The following is a 17864-nucleotide window of genomic DNA, read 5'->3' as shown; positions in this document are numbered from 1 at the left end:
AAAACACCAACGACTAGTCCGACAATCCAAGACACGGCATCCAATCCGAATTGAAGGCGGTGGCTGAATGGGGTCAACTGCGAACTATGTAGGGCTGCTATCTCCGTCGAAGGTTTCCCCGCATAGTCACTTACGGTGTTGATCCTGTTGATGTGTTTCATCGACTATCCCCAATGTTATGCAAATCAGGACTGAGCTGGTCCGTAGAAATCGTGAAGCGTTGAAGGTCTGGTGCAAGCCGACACTGAAGGCTGAAGTCTGCACCAGGATTGGATGCGCCAGGCATATGCGAAATCTGGATGCGCGGGGCAACGAAGCGTACATTCCGTTTCGCTCGGATCGGCTACGGCTTTGCGCTACCGTGGCGCATTTCTTGCCGATTCCTGGCTTCGGTCGAACGCCTTTTACCTTTGTCGACCTGAGGCTTGTAGTCGTAGTAGTTGTGATCACCCTTTGTTGCCGGAAGACGATTGATGACCACGCCCAACATTCGCGCACGGACAGCTTCAATATTTGCGACAGCTCTGGCAAGATCGGCTTTTTTCGTTCGACCGTCAACACTCACGACCAGCAGGATGCCGCTGGCGTTCGCTGCGAGAACGGCCGGGTCTGTGACGGGGAGCAGAGGCGGGGCATCAATAATGACCACTTCATACTCAGATTCCAAATGAGTGAGTAGCTTGTCCATAGTCGAAGACCCAAGCAACTCGCTTGGGTTCGGTGCCAAACGCCCCGATGCCAAAACGTGAAGCTGGCCCGCCGGACCCCATGTTTGTATTGCGTCCTCAAGCGCCACACTGCCGGTCAGGACACCTGTAAGGCCCACGGATCCTTCCAGAGCCAAGTAGTTTGCGACACGCGGCCGGCGCAAATCGGCATCGATGAGAAGCACACGCGTCCCGCTTTCAGCCAGCATTATTGCCAAATTAACAGCGGTAGACGTTTTCCCTTCACCTGGGATCGACGATGAAACCACGACACTCTGGTGCCCGCCGCCAAGGTTCGTGAATGACAGGTGTGTTCGCAGCTGGCGGAAGCCCTCTGCCCTCGGACTGTATGGGTCACCCTGCGTTAAGACAGGGGTCTTTTCCAAAGAAGGATCGCCCACGAAGGTGCCCAGAACGCCTGCGCTGACGACTCGCTCAATGTCATCCTGGGTCCGCAGCCGTGTATTGAGAACTTCACGCACGAACGCGAGGCCAAGCCCAAGGACCAGGCCCACAACCAGACCAAGGATTAGGTTCATCATGGGTCGAGGTGAAGAAGGACTGACTGGCGGCTCCGCCCGTTCAAAGACGCTCAATTTCACCAACGAAACATCCTCGACGGATGCCACGCCTTTAATCAGTTCGTCCGCCGTGGAGTTGGCAATCCTGGCTGCCAGTTCGGGGTCTGCGTCGGAAGCCGTAATGTCGATGAGTACTGTTTGTGGGGGCGCCGAGGCTGAAACGCGACCCGCCAGTTTCCTTGATCCGCCTGGCATATCTAAGTCATCTGCAACCGCTTGGAGGACGCGGGGACTCGTAGCGAGACTTACATAAGACGTAACGCGGTTTTGCGCGAACATGTTTCCCTGGGTCACGTCAGTCGCTGAATTTCCACCCTTGACGGACACGAACAATTGTGAATGGGCGTCATAGATGGGCGTCTGGGTCAACGTTTGACCCAGTGCGACGATAACCGCCACAGCGGTGACAAGCAGTATGGAAATCCAGCGCTTGCGGATGACATGCAAGTAGGTACGCAACTCCACGGGGTTCCCCATTATTTTCGTGAGCCATTATCCATCAAGGAAGCGGAGCCGAGGCGATCGGTCCACTCATCGTTATTAGATCATGTCGTATAACCGATGTTGCAACACAGGTAGACGCTGCTAGTCATATGGTCACGCTTGATAATTTTGACGCTATCATGCATCTATCACGCAGGTTTAAAATGAACTTCCTAGGCGGAGGCTAAGTTTCAACTAAAATTGGTTGACGAACTGAAGTGTGGGACTCCGAAATGTGCTGGCATCGGCCATCCCGCACGCTGTACGCATCAAGCACCCTTTACAGCAGTCCCGTACCACGAGAACTTGCCCGGCCAAGGTATCGGACGCCATAGATACGAAAGCGCGAGCAAGGGACATCGGCTGCTGTCGCTCCTGTACTCTGTCTAGACGTCCACAAGACTCTGGCGAATTCCTTGACAACCACAGAGTACGACTGGCTCGTGGTGGATTTCATCGACGAACGCATGAGCACAATCGAGCTTGGCGGGACCACCATTACACAGTCCGATGAGCTCAAGGCAATGGATTTCACCGTTGATCCTGCCAGTGTTCATGAGCCTTGGAGTGCCACCGGATGGGCCAACCGCCTTGAAGGCCTTCGGGAGCTTGTGAGGCTAGTTGACCCAGCCAAGATCATAGTCAACCGCGTTTACTGGTCAAGTATTGACGCGTCAGGGCAGCCCTTCGGGCGTTCACTCTGGTTCGACCGAAATAATCGACTGCTCTACAACCTGTACAAAGAGATCGAGAAGTCGCCAGGTGTCCGGTTCATCGACTACCCCGGCGGAACACCCTTGGCTGCGGATATACACAAATGGGGCAGGCAACCCTTCCATTACACAGATGCTTCGAACCAGCACTTTCTCGCGGAGCTCACGCGGTTGACCAAAGCGTAGCTCTTTGGGAGGAAGTCCAGGTTTGCGAGGACTTCCCCTCTAGTGTTCGTGGAGCTGGTCAGAAATGTCTGTATTTCAGTTAGATTCACACCTTTCCACCGGCAGCTAATCGCTCCCTGCATATTCCGATCCCAATCCTTAAATTGAGGCCAGGCTTCGGCAAGTAAGAGACTCCGTGGGAAAATTCACGTTGAGACCGTCGATGCCCGATGACCAACTTGCTGGTAATTGATTGGGACCACCGCAATCACGCAGTAAATTGGAAACCGCGGGTCAAATAGGTATTAACGGCCTATTGTGGCGCCACCGCTGCCTGGCAGGGCAGCCGCAAGGATGCAGAAACCACGCAGGCTAAGCAGCTGGCTGCGCGCCCGCGCGGATTGTCTGGCGTCCCGCCGGTCACTGTACCCAGCCGCTAAGTAGTGGTCTCGCCCAGGCAATGAAGGGCCTCACGGCCACTTTCAAATGCGACGTGCCACCCATGCCCCTCGGACACGGCCCAAGAGCTCCTGGCGAGTAGTTGAAGCAAATAATCCGAGTAGTGGATGCACGTAATACAAGTATTCTTCGACTTCAAGATCTAAGTACGCCAAGTAGTAATCGAGCGTCGCGGGCCTTCAACTCGAGTACTAATTACTGTTGGTAAGAACCTATATTACCCACTATTTTCGAAATGTGATGGAGATCCATTTCAGGAATGAAGTTCACGTATCTGGCACGATTTCCATCTTCTAATTCTAGTTGGCGAGTCAGACCTTTCTTCCCGGTCCGCCGGGTTACTCGGCCCTGGTTGTTTTTCCAAGCAGCCAGGCCGGGATAACTACCTCACGGGAACCAGCGAATAGGGGTGTCTTCATGAGTAATGGCAAAGAGAATGTGGATAGCTCGCTGACAAGGCGAGGTGCCGGCATAGGGCGTCGGGGGATCTTTAAATTCGTCCCCTTGGCAACGGCTGCAGTCGCCAGCGAGGGTTTGTTGATCCTCAACTCAGGCTCAGCTCATGCTGCCGGAGTACGGTCAACAGTGTCGGCCGCGACCGATCCTTCAGTCCAGTACGTACTACGCGCCAACGAACCCGTGAATGCCAGGGACTATGGTGCGGTCGGGGACGGCATCGCCGACGACTCGGTTGCCATTAGCGCAGCACTTCGCGCTGCCGGAGGCAGATCTGTTGTCCTACCAGCAGGGACCTATTTGATTCCGTCTGCGACCCGACTCCAGATGTTCGCGAGCTACTCGTCCCTGGTTGGCGATCCCTCCGGTTCGTCCGTGCTTAGGTTTACTCACCCAAGCGGGGGTATCGATGTGGGCAATGGAACGGATTTCATCTACCAGAACCTGATTCAGAACCTAGTCATCGATGGGTTCAATATAGCTCAGACGCCTTTACGTCTACGCAAGTCCGAGGAAATGGGCATGGTCAACGTCAGGGTCCATCAAGCCGTTGTTGCCGCAATCGAAACCACGGACACAAGCCTGTTTCATTCGACGCGTCTTCAACTCGCCAGGGCCCCAATCGGAATCAAGACTCTGGGTTACCTAGGCACGGCTGGACTGCACGACGGCAACTTTTATCTCCTGGACAGCATCGTTTCCGTGGAAGGTACAGGAGTCGCGCACTTGGTAGTGGGCGGCGTAACTTACATTGAAGGCGTCAAGGCCGGCGTGAGGTTCAACCGACCGGGTGGTCCCATCTCAGTCGGTACGATCCATTTCCGCGATTGTTACGTGACCAGCAGTCTGAATGAGTTCTCACTCTTCAAGGGCGTGGCGGCAACTGGCATAAATGCCGCTGCTTTGGTGGCGACGGATCTCAACGCCTACCTGCCAAATGTGACAACGCCGCCATTCGTAGACTTCAGAGCTTTGAACAACTCCGGTTCGACATTGAGAGCTCGCCTCACCAGCGGAACCTTCACGCTTACTTCGCTTGGATCCGGAAAACTCGTGGCCGTCCACAAATCGCAGAACTGGTTCCAGTTTTTCGTAACTCTGGCCAGCATTACAGGTGCTGCCACGGGTCAGTTTGCCTCCCCATATGTCACAGGCGGCGTGGCACTGAGCCCTCTTCAGCTAGTTGGCTCCGGGAGTCCGGAGAAACGCGAAATGGCACCGGTCGGCTCGACGTATCAAAACTATGGAGGCGGCATTGGTACGACCTTCTACGTCAAGCAGAGTGGAAACGGAAGCACCGGCTGGGTTGGTAAGTGACAAGGCAGCGCTTGGCTGCCAAGAAAACTGGACCAGAGCAGCGCTAATCGAGACGCTCAGCATAGTTAACAAGTTTGTAAGCCGACCGAGGTGCGGCTTGGCTGGTCTCTACTCCGCAATCCAACTGAGAAACCCCTCCACATCCTCAGCAACCCGTTCCGGGCACTCCCACAACACCAGGTGCCCCGTCTTCTCGTAGATCTTCAGCTGAGCTCCCGGGATACGGCGGACTAGGGTCTCTTCATGGTGCCGCGGGACGATGTGGTCATGTGCGCCCCACAGGATGAGCGTCGGGGCTGAGATGGTTCCGGCTTCGGTTGGCGGGACAGCGTCGTAGTAGCCACGCAAGGAAGCCTTCCAAACGGCTGCCGGCATGGCCAAGCCATCCTGCACCCTGTCCTCGATGTAGGCAGCGGGGACAGGGTGCAGCAACCGGTACCAGGACAGAGATTCCCGGACCCAGTCCTCCGAAATCGGATCAGTGAGCGCATCCACCTCGTTCGCAAACAATGGTTTCCCGTGCAGGCTCAACGGCGATCCCACCAGAATCAGTGACTGCACGAGTTCAGGATGGGTCGCAGCGAGTTGTTGCGCCACGTATCCACCACTGGATGAACCCAACACGTGGGCTCTCTCGATACCCAAGGCATCGAACATGGCGAGAACATCTTCCGCGACCGCTGTCAGAGAGTAACTATCTTCAGGTTTGTCGGCCCCGCCATGGCCGCGTAGGTCCGGCGCCACCAGAGTAAGAGGCGGAAGCGAGGCAATCAGCCGCTCAAAACTCCGCCAGGATTCACCCCACGCATGCAGCAGGACCAAGGGCGCGCCGCCGTCGTCGTTCCCTTCAGCGAGGTGACCCTGCACAAAACACGGCACGTTGATCCCTGTGCGCAAGGCGACGGTCCTGACCTCGGACTCCATGCGGCCAGCGTACGCCCGGGCTGGTTATTCCACGACTATCTTGGCTGAATCCGTCGGGGTCCGGCATTCCGCGCAGCAGCTGGAGTCTTCGGCGGATTCATTACTAACGGCCGCGGCGGGCACGGCGCAACACACGTCGCCACGCCATGCGTTGATTCCTTCGCGGACGGCGACGGCGGCAATCACCAACGCTGCGCCGGCATCAGCCCACCACCAACCCAGCGTGCTGTTCAGGACCAGGCCAATGAGCAGCACAGCAGAGAGATACGTACACAACAATGTCTGCTTGGAGTCAGCTACGGCCGTCTTGGATCCGAGCTCACGCCCGGCTCGGCGCTGGGCCCACGACAAAACGGGCATGATCGCCAGGCTGAGGGCTGCTATCACGATCCCTGGCGTCGAGTGCTGGGCCTCTCCCCCACCGGTGAGGGACCTGATGGCATCGAACGTGACGAAGGCCGCCAGTGCGAAGAAGGAAATCGCGATAATCCGCAGGGTTAAGTGCTCGCGGCGCTCGGGGTCCTTGGCGGAGAACTGCCAGGACAGTGCCACCGCGGAGGCCACCTCGATCACCGAGTCCAGCCCAAAACCAATCAACGCCGAGGAATCCGCTGCACCGCCGGCCCACAATGCCACTGCCGCCTCGATCACGTTGTAGGTGATGGTGGCGGCAGCGAGGAGTCTGATCCGACGCGTCAGGACGGTTCTGCGTTCTGCTGCTTCCCGCACGGCGGTACTCATGCCACGCATGTCCCATCAGGAGCGCAGCAATTGGGGTCCACAGCCAAGACCACGCCGATCAGATCTTTGATGGCGTGGCCCAGGCGTGCGTCGGCAAGTTCATAGCGGGTCCTGCGCCCGTCGGGAACCCCGACCACCAGGCCGCACCCGCGGAGGCAGGTCAGGTGGTTGGACATGCTCTGACGGGAAACACCCAGGGAATCTGCAAGTTCCGACGGGAATGCTGGCGCGTCAGCCAAGGCCAGGAGTACGCGTGCCCTGGTGGCGTCCGAGATCGCATAGCCAAAGCGGGCCAGCACCGGAGCGTGGGTGAGGGTTTCCATGTGGTTAAAGTACAGCGGTCGCTGTATTCATGCAATCGTGTACTGAGCCTGCATTGAGCACTGTTGGGCTGCACGAGAGAGCGGCCCCTCCCGCACGACGCGGCGGCAGCTCCGCCGTCGTACGCTTTGCCGACACGACAGAGGCGGAGCCACCTGATAGGTGGCCCCGCCTCTGGTGCGTTGAGATAATCCAGTCCTGCGCCCGTCTTTCGGGTTACCTGTTGCGTTGGTATGCAGGCCGGGTCCCTCCGCGTGCCGACGTGGAATTGCCGGCAGTCATGTGAAAAGTTGCGGCTTAGAGGATGCCTGTCGGAACCAGGAGGGCCCAAGCCATCGCGGGCGCCACCAAGACCACTCCACCTGCGTAGACCATCAGCTGCTTGTAGACGCGCTGACGGTCTGATTCCTGTGCGTTGGCAACAATCAATGCGCCGTCAGTGGAGAAGGGCGAAACATCCACCACAGTTGCTGCGATTGCAAGAGCAGCGACCGTTCCTGACGCACTCAACATGCTGGAGGCCAGCAGCGGTCCGGCGAGCGGGATGAACGCGGTCAGCAGCGCGGTGGACGAGGCAAATGCCGAGCCGACACCGATGACGTAGCAGAGAACCAAGGCGATCAGCAGCGGTGCGCCCAGAGCCAAAGCCATCTCTGCAAGAGTGTCGATAACGCCCACGTGCTGCAGCAGGGAGACGTAGGTGATCATGCCGGCCACCAATAGGACAGTGGACCAGGAAACGCCGCCGATGAATGTCCGGTGTTCCTTGATGTTGACCAGCGCCAGCAGCAGGCCGGCGGAAAGAGCAACAAAGCCAATGGGCATCCGGAAGCCCAAGGTGCAGACGAGCATGACAGCGATCAGCACGAGCGTCAGGATCTGCTGGCCATGAGGCCGCGTGGTGCGGGGAGTTTCCAGGTCCAGGTTCTGGACCCCTGAGCCATCCTTCAGTTTGCCCAGGACCGCGAACAAAGCCAGGGAGAGCGCCGAGAGAAGCAGGTTGATGGCGAAGCTCGCCGCAAAGAGTCCACCCTGGGAAATGGGGAAGCCGTTATCGTGGGCGATGTTGTGGACCAGGACGCCGGCAACCGAGAGCGGCGAGAACCCACCTGCATGTGCACCATTGATGACAAAGGCACCCATGAGGACAGGGTGGATACGCGACTCGTAGGCGAACCCCATTGCAGCAGGTGCAAGAAGTGCGACGGCGGCAGGCGAGAACGTGCCAAGCGAGGTCAGCGCGGCGGCAATGAGGAAGAAAACCCACGGCAGCAACATCGTCTTGCCCCTGACGAGGCGCACACAGTTCTGCACGATGATGTCGATGGTCCCATTGCGGTTCGCCATGCTGAAGAAGTACGTCACGCCGATGATCGTCAGGACGATGCTCGCCGGGAAGTCAGCAAGGATCTCCTTATCGGTCATGCCCAGCATGAAATACCCGACGCCGAACGAGGCCACCAGCCCCATCACACCGATGTTCAGGGGCCACTTGGTAGCGACAACGAACATGACCACCAGGATCACCAAGGGAATGATCTGCGTAGCGGTCAAGGTCGGCTCCGTTCCCGAGGTGGCCGCCGGGTTGAAAATGGCGCCCCCGAACATCAGAGCGGCCGGACCCAGGACAGCAATCACGGCTGCTGTTATCAGCAGGATACGGCGGCTGCGGTTGGGACGTTTGGAACCAGCGTCCTGGACATCATCCACTGATGTGGGGGCGGCTTGGTAATCGGTCTTAGTCATGATCTTTACTCCTCGTTGAGTGGGCTGTCTGGGCAGCCAATGTCAATGGGCGGCTGATACGAAGGAAGGCTCGACGGCGCTGCCGAGGAGTTCCGGGAGATGCAGGGTGGTGGTGGCGATGGTGCGTGCCGTACGGTCCACCCCGACCAACAGGGACCCGTCGCGCTCTTCGCTCCAGGTCTCGATCACGCCCGCAGGAGTCCGAAGCCGCAGGATGGAACGCGGTTCGCTGCCCGTGATGCTGTTGAGGACAGTTCCTGGGGTGCTTGCTGCAAGCGTCAAGGCGATGCTTCCGGTAATTGCCAGGGCCGGGTGGGGCTTGCCCATGGAGAGCATCATGACGTTGACATCGCCGGCATCCCCTATGCCGGTGTCCCCCGCGCCGTTGTCCCCTGTGCCGGGGGCTCCGACGATTGCAAGCTTGGGGATAGCGCGGGCAGCGTCCTTAACTGTTGAGGCCAGGCCCATGCGGACGGCGGCCTGCCGGCGGATCTGGTCCAGGGTGTCCAGCTGCAGCTTCACTCCGGCCTGCCAGCTTTCGAAGCGGGCAGTGTCCAGGCCCAACTCCTCAGCCTTGACGATCACAACTGGAGCTCCGGCGTCGACCATTGAAACTGTCCAGCGCGTGCCGCCTGCACTTATCGTGTCCGTTGGTTCGCCGGTGGGCAGCAACTTCCCGGTCGTCTTGCCGGCGGGATCCTTGAAGCCCAGGCCCACCCGGTAGCCGGGAAATACGACGCCGGGCATCTCCGCATCCGGGACGATCGGCAAAGCGCCCGCCGGGGTGGCAACGCGCTGGATGATGATCTGGCCGGTATTGGTGTTGCGCGTGACGATCCGGGTGTTGTCGCCGCTGGGCGTGACCCAGCCCTTCTCGATCGCGTAGAGTCCAACAACCGCGGAGCAGTTTCCGCAGTTACTCCCCCAGTCCACGGCCGCTTCCTCGATACCGACCTGCGCGAAGGTGAACTCGACGTCGACATCCGGCTCGGCGGGACGGCGCAGAATCATGGCCTTGCTGGTGGTGGAGGTTGACCCTCCAACGCCGTCAATCTGGCGGTGGTCCGGGCTTCCGAAAAGCCGGGGCAGCAAAGAGTCCAGGTCCTTGTGGGTTTCGTCCAGGTGTTCACCTTCGAAGACCCAGCACTTGCTGGTGCCTCCACGCATCCACTCCGCTTCAATCTTCATGGCAATCCGTCCATCTCCTCATGCCGCTCTGGGTTTCAGGGGCCTATTAGAAGAATGATCCGGATCACAAATGAAGACAATGTTGGATATTTGATGGGGCATGTAGGGATGCTTCATTCACTGTCGCTGGAGTGCCTAAAGGCTGTCTGGCTTCTGGGTTTAAGCTCTTTTGGTTGGCAACAGCTGGGGCAAATCGCGCTGCATTGCATAGAATTAACCAAAATCAGAGGAGAGTTAACTGATGCTTAATGATCACGGCCAGGAATTATTCGACATTCGGCGGTTGGCTCTGCTGGTTGAGGTGGTGGAGCAGGGATCCATCACTGCTGCGGCCGATCTGATGCTGTACACGCCGTCCGCGGTTTCCCAACAATTGCGGAAGCTCGAACAGGAAGTAGGCCAACCGCTTCTTACCCGCCGTTCGCGTGGCGTGGTGCCAACAGAAGCGGGCCAGGTGCTCGCCGGGCACGCCCGCAAGATGGTGGGGCAAATGCGCGCGGCCCGTAACGACCTCGACCAGATCGCCGGCCTCCGCCGCGGCTCCCTGACGGTGGGCACGTTTCCCACCCTCGCAGGATCGTTCCTGCCGCTGGTGATCCGGGCGTTCAAGAAGCGATACCCGGCCATCAGCCTCTCAGTCCGAAGCGCGCGCTTTGAGGAACTCGTGTCAGACCTCGAATCCGGGGAGACCGGCCTTTGTTTGCTCTGGGACTACCCATGGAATCGCTTCCATGACGACGCCATCCGGACAACCGAAGTCTTCCAGGAAAGCACGGTCATCCTCGTGGCCAAAGGACACCACCTCGCCGACCTCGACGAAGTAAAGATGGAGGATCTGAAAAAGGAATCCTGGATCGTTCGTGCGGATGCCCATCCTGTGGTGGAAGTGCTCCGGCGATCGGCCAACGAAGCCGGCTTCGAGCCGACCATCGGATTCCTGGCCAACGACTACCAGGAAGCGCAGGCAATGGTCAGCGTGGGAATGGGCGTGGCCATGGTGCCCAAAACCGCCGTCGCACTCCAGCACCCGGACGTCCGGGTGCTGAGCCTCGGCGCTGCCGCCCCACTGCGCCGGGTGCTCCTCGCCCAACGCCAGGACAAGGTCTACGCCCCGGCCGAGGTTGCGTTCCACACAACGCTGTTGGAAATTGCACGGGACCACGTTGGGGATTACCTCTAAGGCTGTGACCGGATCCCAGCGAGTCCGTCCGTCGGCCGCTGCAACGGATATCCTTTGTTATGCCCTCACCGGACAGACCGCCGTCGAACGCCCCCGGAGACCCTGGAGATACCTCCGGAGTGCTTCACGATAAGCTCACCATCCCGGAACGATACGTTGCACCGCGGAGTCAGAAGGTCCTTTACGTCATCGCGGTTGTCCTCGCGCTGGTCGGCGCCGGATCCTTCTTCCTCATCCTCGCCGAAGTAAAGCAAAAAATAGATCTGGCCACGGTGGATGCCACGGTCAGCTCGTGGTTTGTGAGCCAACGCTCACCGGCGGCGACAACGGTCATGGCTGTCCTCGCCACCATTTTTGGCCCCATAGTGATGCCCATCATCGTGGCCGCCGTGACGGGGATCTGGATAATCCGGGCGCGAAAGCTCTGGCGGCCTCTCTTGCTTGCCGGGGCAATGCTAACCGGCGTGCTCCTCGCCCAAGTGATTACGCGTTTGGTCGAGCGACCACGACCGCCCATGGATCTCATGGTGCTCGGCGCTGACAGCACCTACTCTTTTCCGTCGGGCCACGTACTCGGCGCCTCCGACTTCCTTCTTGTGGGGGCATTCCTCGTGTTTTCCCGCCGCCGCAGGATAGGTGCGGTCATTGCCGGCTTCAGCGCCGCCGTCGCAGGAATTGTTACCCAAGCCATCAGCAGGCTTTACCTCGGCTACCACTGGCTGACGGATGTCGTCGCTTCCGTCTCTTTGTCACTCATCATTCTGGCCGCGGTCATTGCCTTGGACACGTGGCGCACCACCAAGGCGCTACCCGGGCCCGAAGAGATGGCTGCGAAAAAACGCTTGCCGCCCGCATGAGTGACCGCTTCCCTTGGACGCTTGCCTGAGTCCAGCTGACGGGACGCTCGTGCCGTTGTCGGTGGCTTCGTTGCCTGGTCACCAGTAGCAGCACCGATCAACTCCGCGGTCATGGCTCCGCTAGAACCGCCCTTCCTGCTGCTGGCGCGGTGCCGTAAAGTCGGGCCATGAATGCTTCGGCTTCCGACCCGGATATAGTTCTGGATCCCACCACCGGGTTCCGCCGCCGCAGCGCCGCGATCGCCCTGCCGGTCGCCTTCGTCTGTCAGCTAGTCTGCAATGCGCTCTACGCCGGCGTATCAACCTCGACCGGCCTCAGCGACACCGGCAGCTCCGCCGGCGGCCTCGAGCTGGCCGCTGCGGCTCCCGGCGCCTTGCTAGCAGCCATCATGTTCGCACTTGTCGGATCACTACTGGCAGTGCTCGGACTTCCCGCTGCGCTGCGACTGCTGCGTCCGGCCAGTCCGCGACTGGCCTTATGGGCGGTGGCGCTCATGGTCACCGGCTACATCAGCTACTTCGGCATCAGCTTCGCCAACCTCGACAGGATCGCCCTGGCCACGAGCGGCGTGGATGCGGCCGCCGCCCTGGATGCATCGCCCGCGGGGACGTGGGGACAGCCGTTCTACCTGCTGTTCGCGATCGGCAATCTTGTCGGCACGCTACTACTCGGCCTCGCGGTGATCCGGGTCGGCCGCGCCGTCGGGGTGCCGTGGTGGGCAGGCGCGCTCATCATCTGCTGGACCATCGGCCACGTCATAAACATCATCGTCGGCAACGAGTGGTTCGCTGTGGCCGGTGGCGCGCTCGAGATCGTCGGGCTCACGTTCGTGGCCGCGGCAGTGTGGCGTTCAACGAACGCGGACTGGGCGGCGCGGGGCTGACCCATGGGCTCGAGGACCGCTTCACGGCATACGACTGCCCGCAGATTCCTGTGCCGCATTATCGGGGTACCCTGGACAGCAGCTGCGATACATTGCTGGGTAGCGCAGCCCAAGAGGGCCGCTTGAAAATGAGCGAATAGAGACCAGTAAGCAACGCTGCCAGCCCGATGAAGATCAGGATCGATTCGCCATTCCCTGTAACAGCATTGGCCACGGCAAGTAGGGCAAGCAATGCGCCCACGATCCAAAAGGAGGGACCGATGCGCTTCTTGGAACCGCTGGACCAATTTTCCCGCGGAGGGTTCTGCGGGAAAGGTGGGGGTCCGAAGCCTGGATGTTGGAAGGGCGGCTGCTGGTAGTAGGGCTGGTACGGAAAAGGCGGCTGCTGGAAAGGAGCCTGCTGGAAGGGAGCCGGCTGGAAGCGCGGCTGCAGGGACGGCGGCTGCTGGTAATGGTGTGGCTCTGGAGCAGCAGCGGGTGCTGCAAAAGGCTGCGACGAGCCATACGGAGGCGGGCCCGCAGGCACTCCCGGCGGCGCGAAGGGCTGCGGCTGTTGCAGCGGCACCACCGGCACTTCCGACTGGCCGTAAGCCGCACCATCCGTGTCGTTTGTCATCAATTCCCCCAATGGAAGTAACCGGCATGGCCCGTTCGTCGACGGCTGGCCCAACTACGCATCAGACTACGACATCGAGTCCGGACATCAGGGCTTTCCAGAACATGGAACCGGCATGCCTGAACCCCAATGCCCTACCGGCCGAATGGGCGCACTGCCTAAACTGAGGGGGCACGAAGCAATCACGGTTCGCTGGTTTGCCCGTGTTTAGGAATGGAGAGCGCCATGCTCAAGATGCTCTTGTGCAAGCTGAACCTGGGCCACGCCTGGCACGTGGAGTCGGCAGAAGATGGCAGCGGCCGTTACAGGCGCTGCACGCGGTGCGGTAAGTACGACCGCGACTGGGACGGTAGCGGCTTTATGCACTGAACGGGCTTAGGCCTTCATATTCTCCTCGGATGGCGTGGCTGGAAGCGAAACCGTAAAGGTGCTGCCTCTCCCGGGTTTGCTGGTGCATGTGATACTGCCGCCGTGCCGTTCCACGATGGACTTGGTGATGGACAATCCCAGGCCAACGCCCGGAATGGCGGCCTGGCGGGCGGCACCTGTCCGGAAGAAGCGCGTGAAAATCTTCGAGGTCTCCTCCGTGGTCATCCCCATGCCGGTATCTTGAACTTCCAGCTGGATCCACCCGTCGTTCCGGGCAGCCCTCACGGTGACGCGTCCGCCACCCGGGGAGTACTTGATGGCGTTGGACACGAGGTTATCCAGGGCCTGACCCAACCTCAGGGGATCTGCATCTGCCCAGAGGGGTGAAGGTACGTCGGCCACGAGGCCCACATTGGCAAAATCAGCCTGCGCATGGGCTGACACCAAGCTGTTTTCAACCAGGCCGGCCACGTCGGTACGCCGTAGGTGGATGCTCTCCACTGCGGCGGCTGACATCAGCAGATCATCCACCAGGGCACGGAGCCGCTCGGCGTTGCGTTCGGCGACTTCCAAACGGGTCCGCGCCCTGTCCGAGAGCTCTTCATCTCCGCGGAGCACCAAGTCCAGATTGCCCAGGATGGACGTGAGTGGCGATCCGAATTCGTGGGAAACGTTGGCAACCAATTCATCCTTGGCCGCGAGGGCCTGGACAACGTCGGTCACGTCGCGAAACACGATCACGGCTCCCCCGAACCCTTCATCAACGCCGTATTTCATGCTGCGCGCGGCGGTGGAAATGGCCCGCTGTTCTGCTCCCGTACCGAACCACACAAGGTAATCCGAATACGTTTCTCCCTGGACTGCCCTTTGGGTGGGGCTCTTTTCGGGTGGAAGCGGTGTCAGCCGATCCTGGCCAAAGATCAATAGCTCCTCGCGTGTGGGCGCCGCTCCGGACCGGGATGGAGTCGCCACGCGCTGGAATTCTTTTTGTTGGTTGTTGGTCAAAAGCGTCTCGCCCTTGGAATCGACGGCGACAATTCCGACGTCGATGGTGTCCAGGATCGTCGCAAGCAGCATTTCGCGATCCCTGCTGGCCGCGAGCAATTGCCTCAGCGCTTGGTCACGCTGCCTGACTCGCTGTTGCTGAATCCGCGCATTCGAGCCCGAGAGCCGGATGGTAATTGCCACCGCCAACATCACCAGTGGCAGGACGGTAACCGAGAACATGTCGGAGGACGGCGGCTTAGGCAGGTGCGAAATGAATGGCGGGAGGGCAATGACGAGGGGACCCAGAAAACTAATGATGAGGCTGGACCTGGTTCGCAGACCTGAGGCGGACAACCAGATCACGGGAAAAAGTGCCAGAACCACGAGGCCTGGCAGCGAGCCATAGGCACCACTTCGCGTGAATGCGAGGGCAACCAGGTCCAGGACCGGAATGACCAGGCTGGCGCCAGGCGCCAGACGCTCCCATGGAACCAGGAAGCAACTCACGAAAAGGATCCCATGCATGAGGATTCCGGTGACAAACAACCCGTTCTGCATGAGGCTTGGCCAAAGGGCGGGGGCAGAGAAGAACAATCCTCCGACTACCAGAGTCAAAGGCAATTCACAGACGGCTACCCGGGCTCTGGGCGTCAGTTTTCTAAAGATGCGGGCGGCTGTGCGAAGCAAAGGCTGCTCAGTCAAGGCAGAATCCTTCGTTTGGGGGACACGGACCAAATATCGTTTCGCGCCGATTCCGGGAAGAGCAGGGGGCGGAGCGTAAAACCGGAACGTTGTGACGGCGCATATTGCACATATTAGGTGCTATAAAACTTGAATGCTTGTATCGTACGTATTGGGTGACACTTCCCGCTTTGCGCTGGGCTTGCGGGGATGTGCGCCGACTCGAGGGAATCAATGAGCGAGCCTGGGGTTGCTGTAGTCATTGAGGATGATGAAGACGTCCGGAATTTGGTGGGCGCCATCCTGAGAGAGGCGGGATTTGTAGTCCATTCCGCCGCGACTGGACGCGAAGGCGTCGAGGTTGTCCGACATCATCAAGCCGTGGCGGTGACACTGGACGTCGGACTTCCAGACATGGATGGCCATGAGGTTTTGCGGCGGATCCGGCAATTCAGTGATGCGTATGTTGTCATGCTCACTGCACGCCGCGATGAACCGGATACTCTCACCGCTTTCCTGACGGGTGCCGACGACTATGTAAAGAAACCCTTCCTGCCACGCGAGTTAAGGGCAAGGGTCACAGCGATGATGCGGCGGCCCCGCGTAGGCGTTGGGTTGTCCTTGCCTGAGGATTCCGGCGAATCCGGCTTGGTCCGTTCGAACGGACGCAATGATCCGGTCCTTGAACACAATGGATTGTCGTTGAATTACAAATCCCGGGCAGTGGCCCTTGATGGTTCTCCCCTGACCTTGACCAGGAGCGAATTCGATCTGCTGCTGGATTTGCTCCGCAACCCCGACGAAGTTCGGACGAGGGCTGACTTGGTTCGAGCTGCCCGCGGGGACTATTACGACGACGATGCTTATATCAGCGAGGCCGACGAACGGGCTGTTGAAACCCACATTGGAAATCTTCGCCGAAAGCTGCACGAAGATTCACAGTCTCCCCGGTTTCTGCAGACGATCCGGGGAGTGGGTTATCGACTCGCCCCGAAAAGGCCGGATTAGGAGATGGGATCCGGTTCCGGGCTTTCATTCCTCAGTACGTAGCTTTCCCTGAGCTCCTTGACAGTGCGCTGACCACACTCGGCAATCTCATCAAGGAGAGTCTGGGCATTGCGTAATTCACCGTTCAGAATGTGTTGTTCAAGAATGGCTGCGAGAACCGAAAGGCGAACGCCTCCCACCATCGCTGAAGATGTTCTCAAGCTAAGGATGGTGTCCAGGGCCGCCGCTTCGTCACCACGTTCGACGGCGGCCGCGAGGTTTCCGTAGCGTGTTGGCCAGAGCCTCGCGAAGTCGCTTGCAAATATGCGCGCAATGCGCGGATCGCCCACCTGATCTTCCAAGAGTTGGAATTCCGCGAGGTCCAGTATCGGCCGTCCGGACGCGTTGGGCATCCATGTGGAGCCTTTCGTCTGTCCGGTACGGTCCGAGTCCCCACGCTCGTCGACCTCACTGAAATCTGAACTGAACATAACTCGATGCTACTTCCTGAACTCAGATTTAAACCGATCTTGTGCTGATCTTGAGCAAATCCTTAGCTCCCCCTGATTTCTTGAGTTTCCTTTTATTACACAAATTCGTTATTCCTGCTCAGCCAGCACTGAGGGTTGTTATGGTATTGATCACTGCTGGTCCCAGGATGGCAATAAACAGGACTGGAAAGATGAAGAATAGCAGGGGAAATAGAATTGTTACCGGAAGCTTCATGGCTTTCTCCTCGGCGCGTTGCCGGCGCTTAACCCTCATGACCTTCGCCTGAACCCTCAACACGCGGCTAATGGCAATCCCATACGTGTCGGCCTGGATAACCGCCTGCACGAAGCTTCGAAGCTCAGGAATATTGGTCCGCTGGGCCAACGCGAGATAGGACTCACGGCGGCTCCTGCCAACCTGCATGTCCTGGAGTGTCCTGACAAGTTCTTCCGCCAGCGGTCCCTTGCCGTTTTCTCCGGCGCGGGCCATGGCTCCTTCGAAGCCGAGGCCGGCTTCCACGGAGATGAGCATTTGGTCCATGGTGTTGGCGAGTTCCAACTGGATTTTCTTTTGCCGCTCCTGACCTTTGCTGTAAAGCATCAGGTCCGGAATGAAATATCCCAGCAGGACCACAAAGATCCCCACAAGCTTGATGAGTCCACTCTGGCTGGTGGTAGTGATAAACACACCAAAAATCGCACCGAGAAGGCCAAGCGCAGGCTTGGCGGCAAGGACACGTCCCAGAGGGAGTGAGGTGGGGCGGCCAGCCAAAGCCAGCAGTCTGTCCAGTTTCTGGACATAACTTCCAGGGGTCAGCCTGTAGCCCAGGCGCTCCAAAGCCCCGCTCCTGCTCTGCTGCTCCACTTCAATCGCGATTTGACCGCGCGACAGGAGCTCACGGACTGCCCGCGGGGTCCTCCGGTCAGTTGAAAGGAGGGACCACGCGAAATAGGCGCTCGGCAGAGGAACGAGCAACAAGGATAAAAGCAGGAAAGGGTGCAAGGTTCACC

The 17864-nt window shown here is 59.3% G+C and carries 17 protein-coding genes and 1 pseudogene; 7 read left to right on the top strand and 11 right to left on the bottom strand.

The genetic code is table 11. The features are described from left to right. Positions 1–343: 343 nt before the first annotated feature. Both AC6I97_RS07570 and AC6I97_RS07565 read right to left on the bottom strand, forming a co-directional pair. Positions 344–1336 (bottom strand): CpsD/CapB family tyrosine-protein kinase, encoded by a 993-nt coding sequence (locus AC6I97_RS07570; protein WP_497946975.1) that lies wholly within the window; start codon positions 1334–1336, stop codon positions 344–346. A gap of 162 nt (positions 1337–1498) precedes the next feature. Next, a pseudogene (locus AC6I97_RS07565) lies at positions 1499–1765 on the bottom strand (YveK family protein); the annotation flags it as partial. A 341-nt stretch (positions 1766–2106) separates the two neighbouring features. Between AC6I97_RS07565 and AC6I97_RS07560 the strand changes: the two are divergent. Continuing rightward, positions 2107–2670 carry a DUF6270 domain-containing protein gene (locus AC6I97_RS07560; RefSeq protein WP_497946969.1) on the top strand — a complete coding sequence of 188 codons (564 nt, stop codon included), beginning with the start codon at positions 2107–2109 and terminating at the stop codon, positions 2668–2670. A gap of 1023 nt (positions 2671–3693) precedes the next feature. Further along, a complete protein-coding gene (locus tag AC6I97_RS07555) occupies positions 3694–4881 on the top strand; it encodes a glycosyl hydrolase family 28-related protein (RefSeq protein ID WP_497944571.1) in 1188 nt (395 codons plus the stop codon). Between the two features lie 108 nt (positions 4882–4989). Here AC6I97_RS07555 and AC6I97_RS07550 read toward each other — a convergent pair whose 3' ends face one another. The 5 genes from AC6I97_RS07550 to AC6I97_RS07530 all read right to left on the bottom strand — a co-directional run bounded on the left by AC6I97_RS07550 (position 4990) and on the right by AC6I97_RS07530 (position 9801). Then, positions 4990–5805 (bottom strand): alpha/beta fold hydrolase, encoded by an 816-nt coding sequence (locus AC6I97_RS07550; RefSeq protein ID WP_497944570.1) that lies wholly within the window; start codon positions 5803–5805, stop codon positions 4990–4992. Positions 5806–5829: 24 nt separating this feature from the next. Then, entirely contained in the window at positions 5830–6546 is a 717-nt protein-coding gene (locus AC6I97_RS07545; RefSeq protein WP_497944569.1) for a cation efflux transmembrane domain-containing protein, read from the bottom strand. Next, positions 6543–6869, bottom strand: a complete 327-nt coding sequence (locus AC6I97_RS07540; protein WP_224088588.1) for an ArsR/SmtB family transcription factor — start codon at positions 6867–6869, stop codon at positions 6543–6545. The genes AC6I97_RS07545 and AC6I97_RS07540 overlap by 4 nt, the downstream gene beginning before the upstream one ends. Before the next feature lie 295 nt (positions 6870–7164). Next, positions 7165–8613 (bottom strand): SLC13 family permease, encoded by a 1449-nt coding sequence (locus AC6I97_RS07535; RefSeq protein ID WP_497944568.1) that lies wholly within the window; start codon positions 8611–8613, stop codon positions 7165–7167. A 42-nt stretch (positions 8614–8655) separates the two neighbouring features. Further along, positions 8656–9801, bottom strand: coding sequence for a PrpF domain-containing protein (locus AC6I97_RS07530; protein WP_497944567.1), 1146 nt, complete (start codon positions 9799–9801; stop codon positions 8656–8658). 241 nt (positions 9802–10042) lie between these two features. On the opposite strand from AC6I97_RS07530, the gene AC6I97_RS07525 reads away from it, so the two are divergent. The 3 genes from AC6I97_RS07525 to AC6I97_RS07515 all read left to right on the top strand — a co-directional run bounded on the left by AC6I97_RS07525 (position 10043) and on the right by AC6I97_RS07515 (position 12722). Further along, positions 10043–10981, top strand: a complete 939-nt coding sequence (locus AC6I97_RS07525; RefSeq protein WP_223946737.1) for a LysR family transcriptional regulator — start codon at positions 10043–10045, stop codon at positions 10979–10981. Between the two features lie 59 nt (positions 10982–11040). Further along, a complete protein-coding gene (locus AC6I97_RS07520) occupies positions 11041–11838 on the top strand; it encodes a phosphatase PAP2 family protein (protein ID WP_497944566.1) in 798 nt (265 codons plus the stop codon). Between the two features lie 167 nt (positions 11839–12005). Continuing rightward, complete coding sequence (locus AC6I97_RS07515; RefSeq protein ID WP_497944565.1) at positions 12006–12722, top strand: hypothetical protein; 717 nt, start codon at positions 12006–12008, stop codon at positions 12720–12722. A 58-nt stretch (positions 12723–12780) separates the two neighbouring features. Here the strand turns inward: AC6I97_RS07515 and AC6I97_RS07510 are convergent, their stop codons facing one another. After that, a complete protein-coding gene (locus AC6I97_RS07510; RefSeq protein ID WP_497944564.1) occupies positions 12781–13338 on the bottom strand; it encodes a hypothetical protein in 558 nt (185 codons plus the stop codon). Positions 13339–13563: 225 nt separating this feature from the next. Here AC6I97_RS07510 and AC6I97_RS07505 point away from each other — a divergent pair, with 225 nt between their 5' ends. Continuing rightward, a complete protein-coding gene (locus AC6I97_RS07505) occupies positions 13564–13707 on the top strand; it encodes a hypothetical protein (RefSeq protein ID WP_224088605.1) in 144 nt (47 codons plus the stop codon). A gap of 6 nt (positions 13708–13713) precedes the next feature. Here AC6I97_RS07505 and AC6I97_RS07500 read toward each other — a convergent pair whose 3' ends face one another. Further along, positions 13714–15396 carry a sensor histidine kinase gene (locus AC6I97_RS07500; RefSeq protein WP_497944563.1) on the bottom strand — a complete coding sequence of 561 codons (1683 nt, stop codon included), beginning with the start codon at positions 15394–15396 and terminating at the stop codon, positions 13714–13716. Positions 15397–15609: 213 nt separating this feature from the next. Between AC6I97_RS07500 and AC6I97_RS07495 the strand changes: the two genes are divergently transcribed. After that, positions 15610–16383, top strand: a complete 774-nt coding sequence (locus AC6I97_RS07495; protein ID WP_497944562.1) for a response regulator transcription factor — start codon at positions 15610–15612, stop codon at positions 16381–16383. On the opposite strand, the gene AC6I97_RS07490 is transcribed toward AC6I97_RS07495, so the two are convergent. Both AC6I97_RS07490 and AC6I97_RS07485 read right to left on the bottom strand, forming a co-directional pair. Continuing rightward, positions 16380–16853, bottom strand: a complete 474-nt coding sequence (locus AC6I97_RS07490) for an Hpt domain-containing protein (RefSeq protein ID WP_497944561.1) — start codon at positions 16851–16853, stop codon at positions 16380–16382. The genes AC6I97_RS07495 and AC6I97_RS07490 overlap by 4 nt on opposite strands. Before the next feature lie 118 nt (positions 16854–16971). Beyond that, positions 16972–17856 carry a type II secretion system F family protein gene (locus tag AC6I97_RS07485; RefSeq protein ID WP_224165168.1) on the bottom strand — a complete coding sequence of 295 codons (885 nt, stop codon included), beginning with the start codon at positions 17854–17856 and terminating at the stop codon, positions 16972–16974. Between the last annotated feature and the right edge of the window lie 8 nt (positions 17857–17864).

The sequence above is a fragment of the Arthrobacter sp. TmtSoilC48 genome, from assembly GCF_059739425.1.
This window is presented reverse-complemented; position numbering and strand designations above follow the sequence as displayed.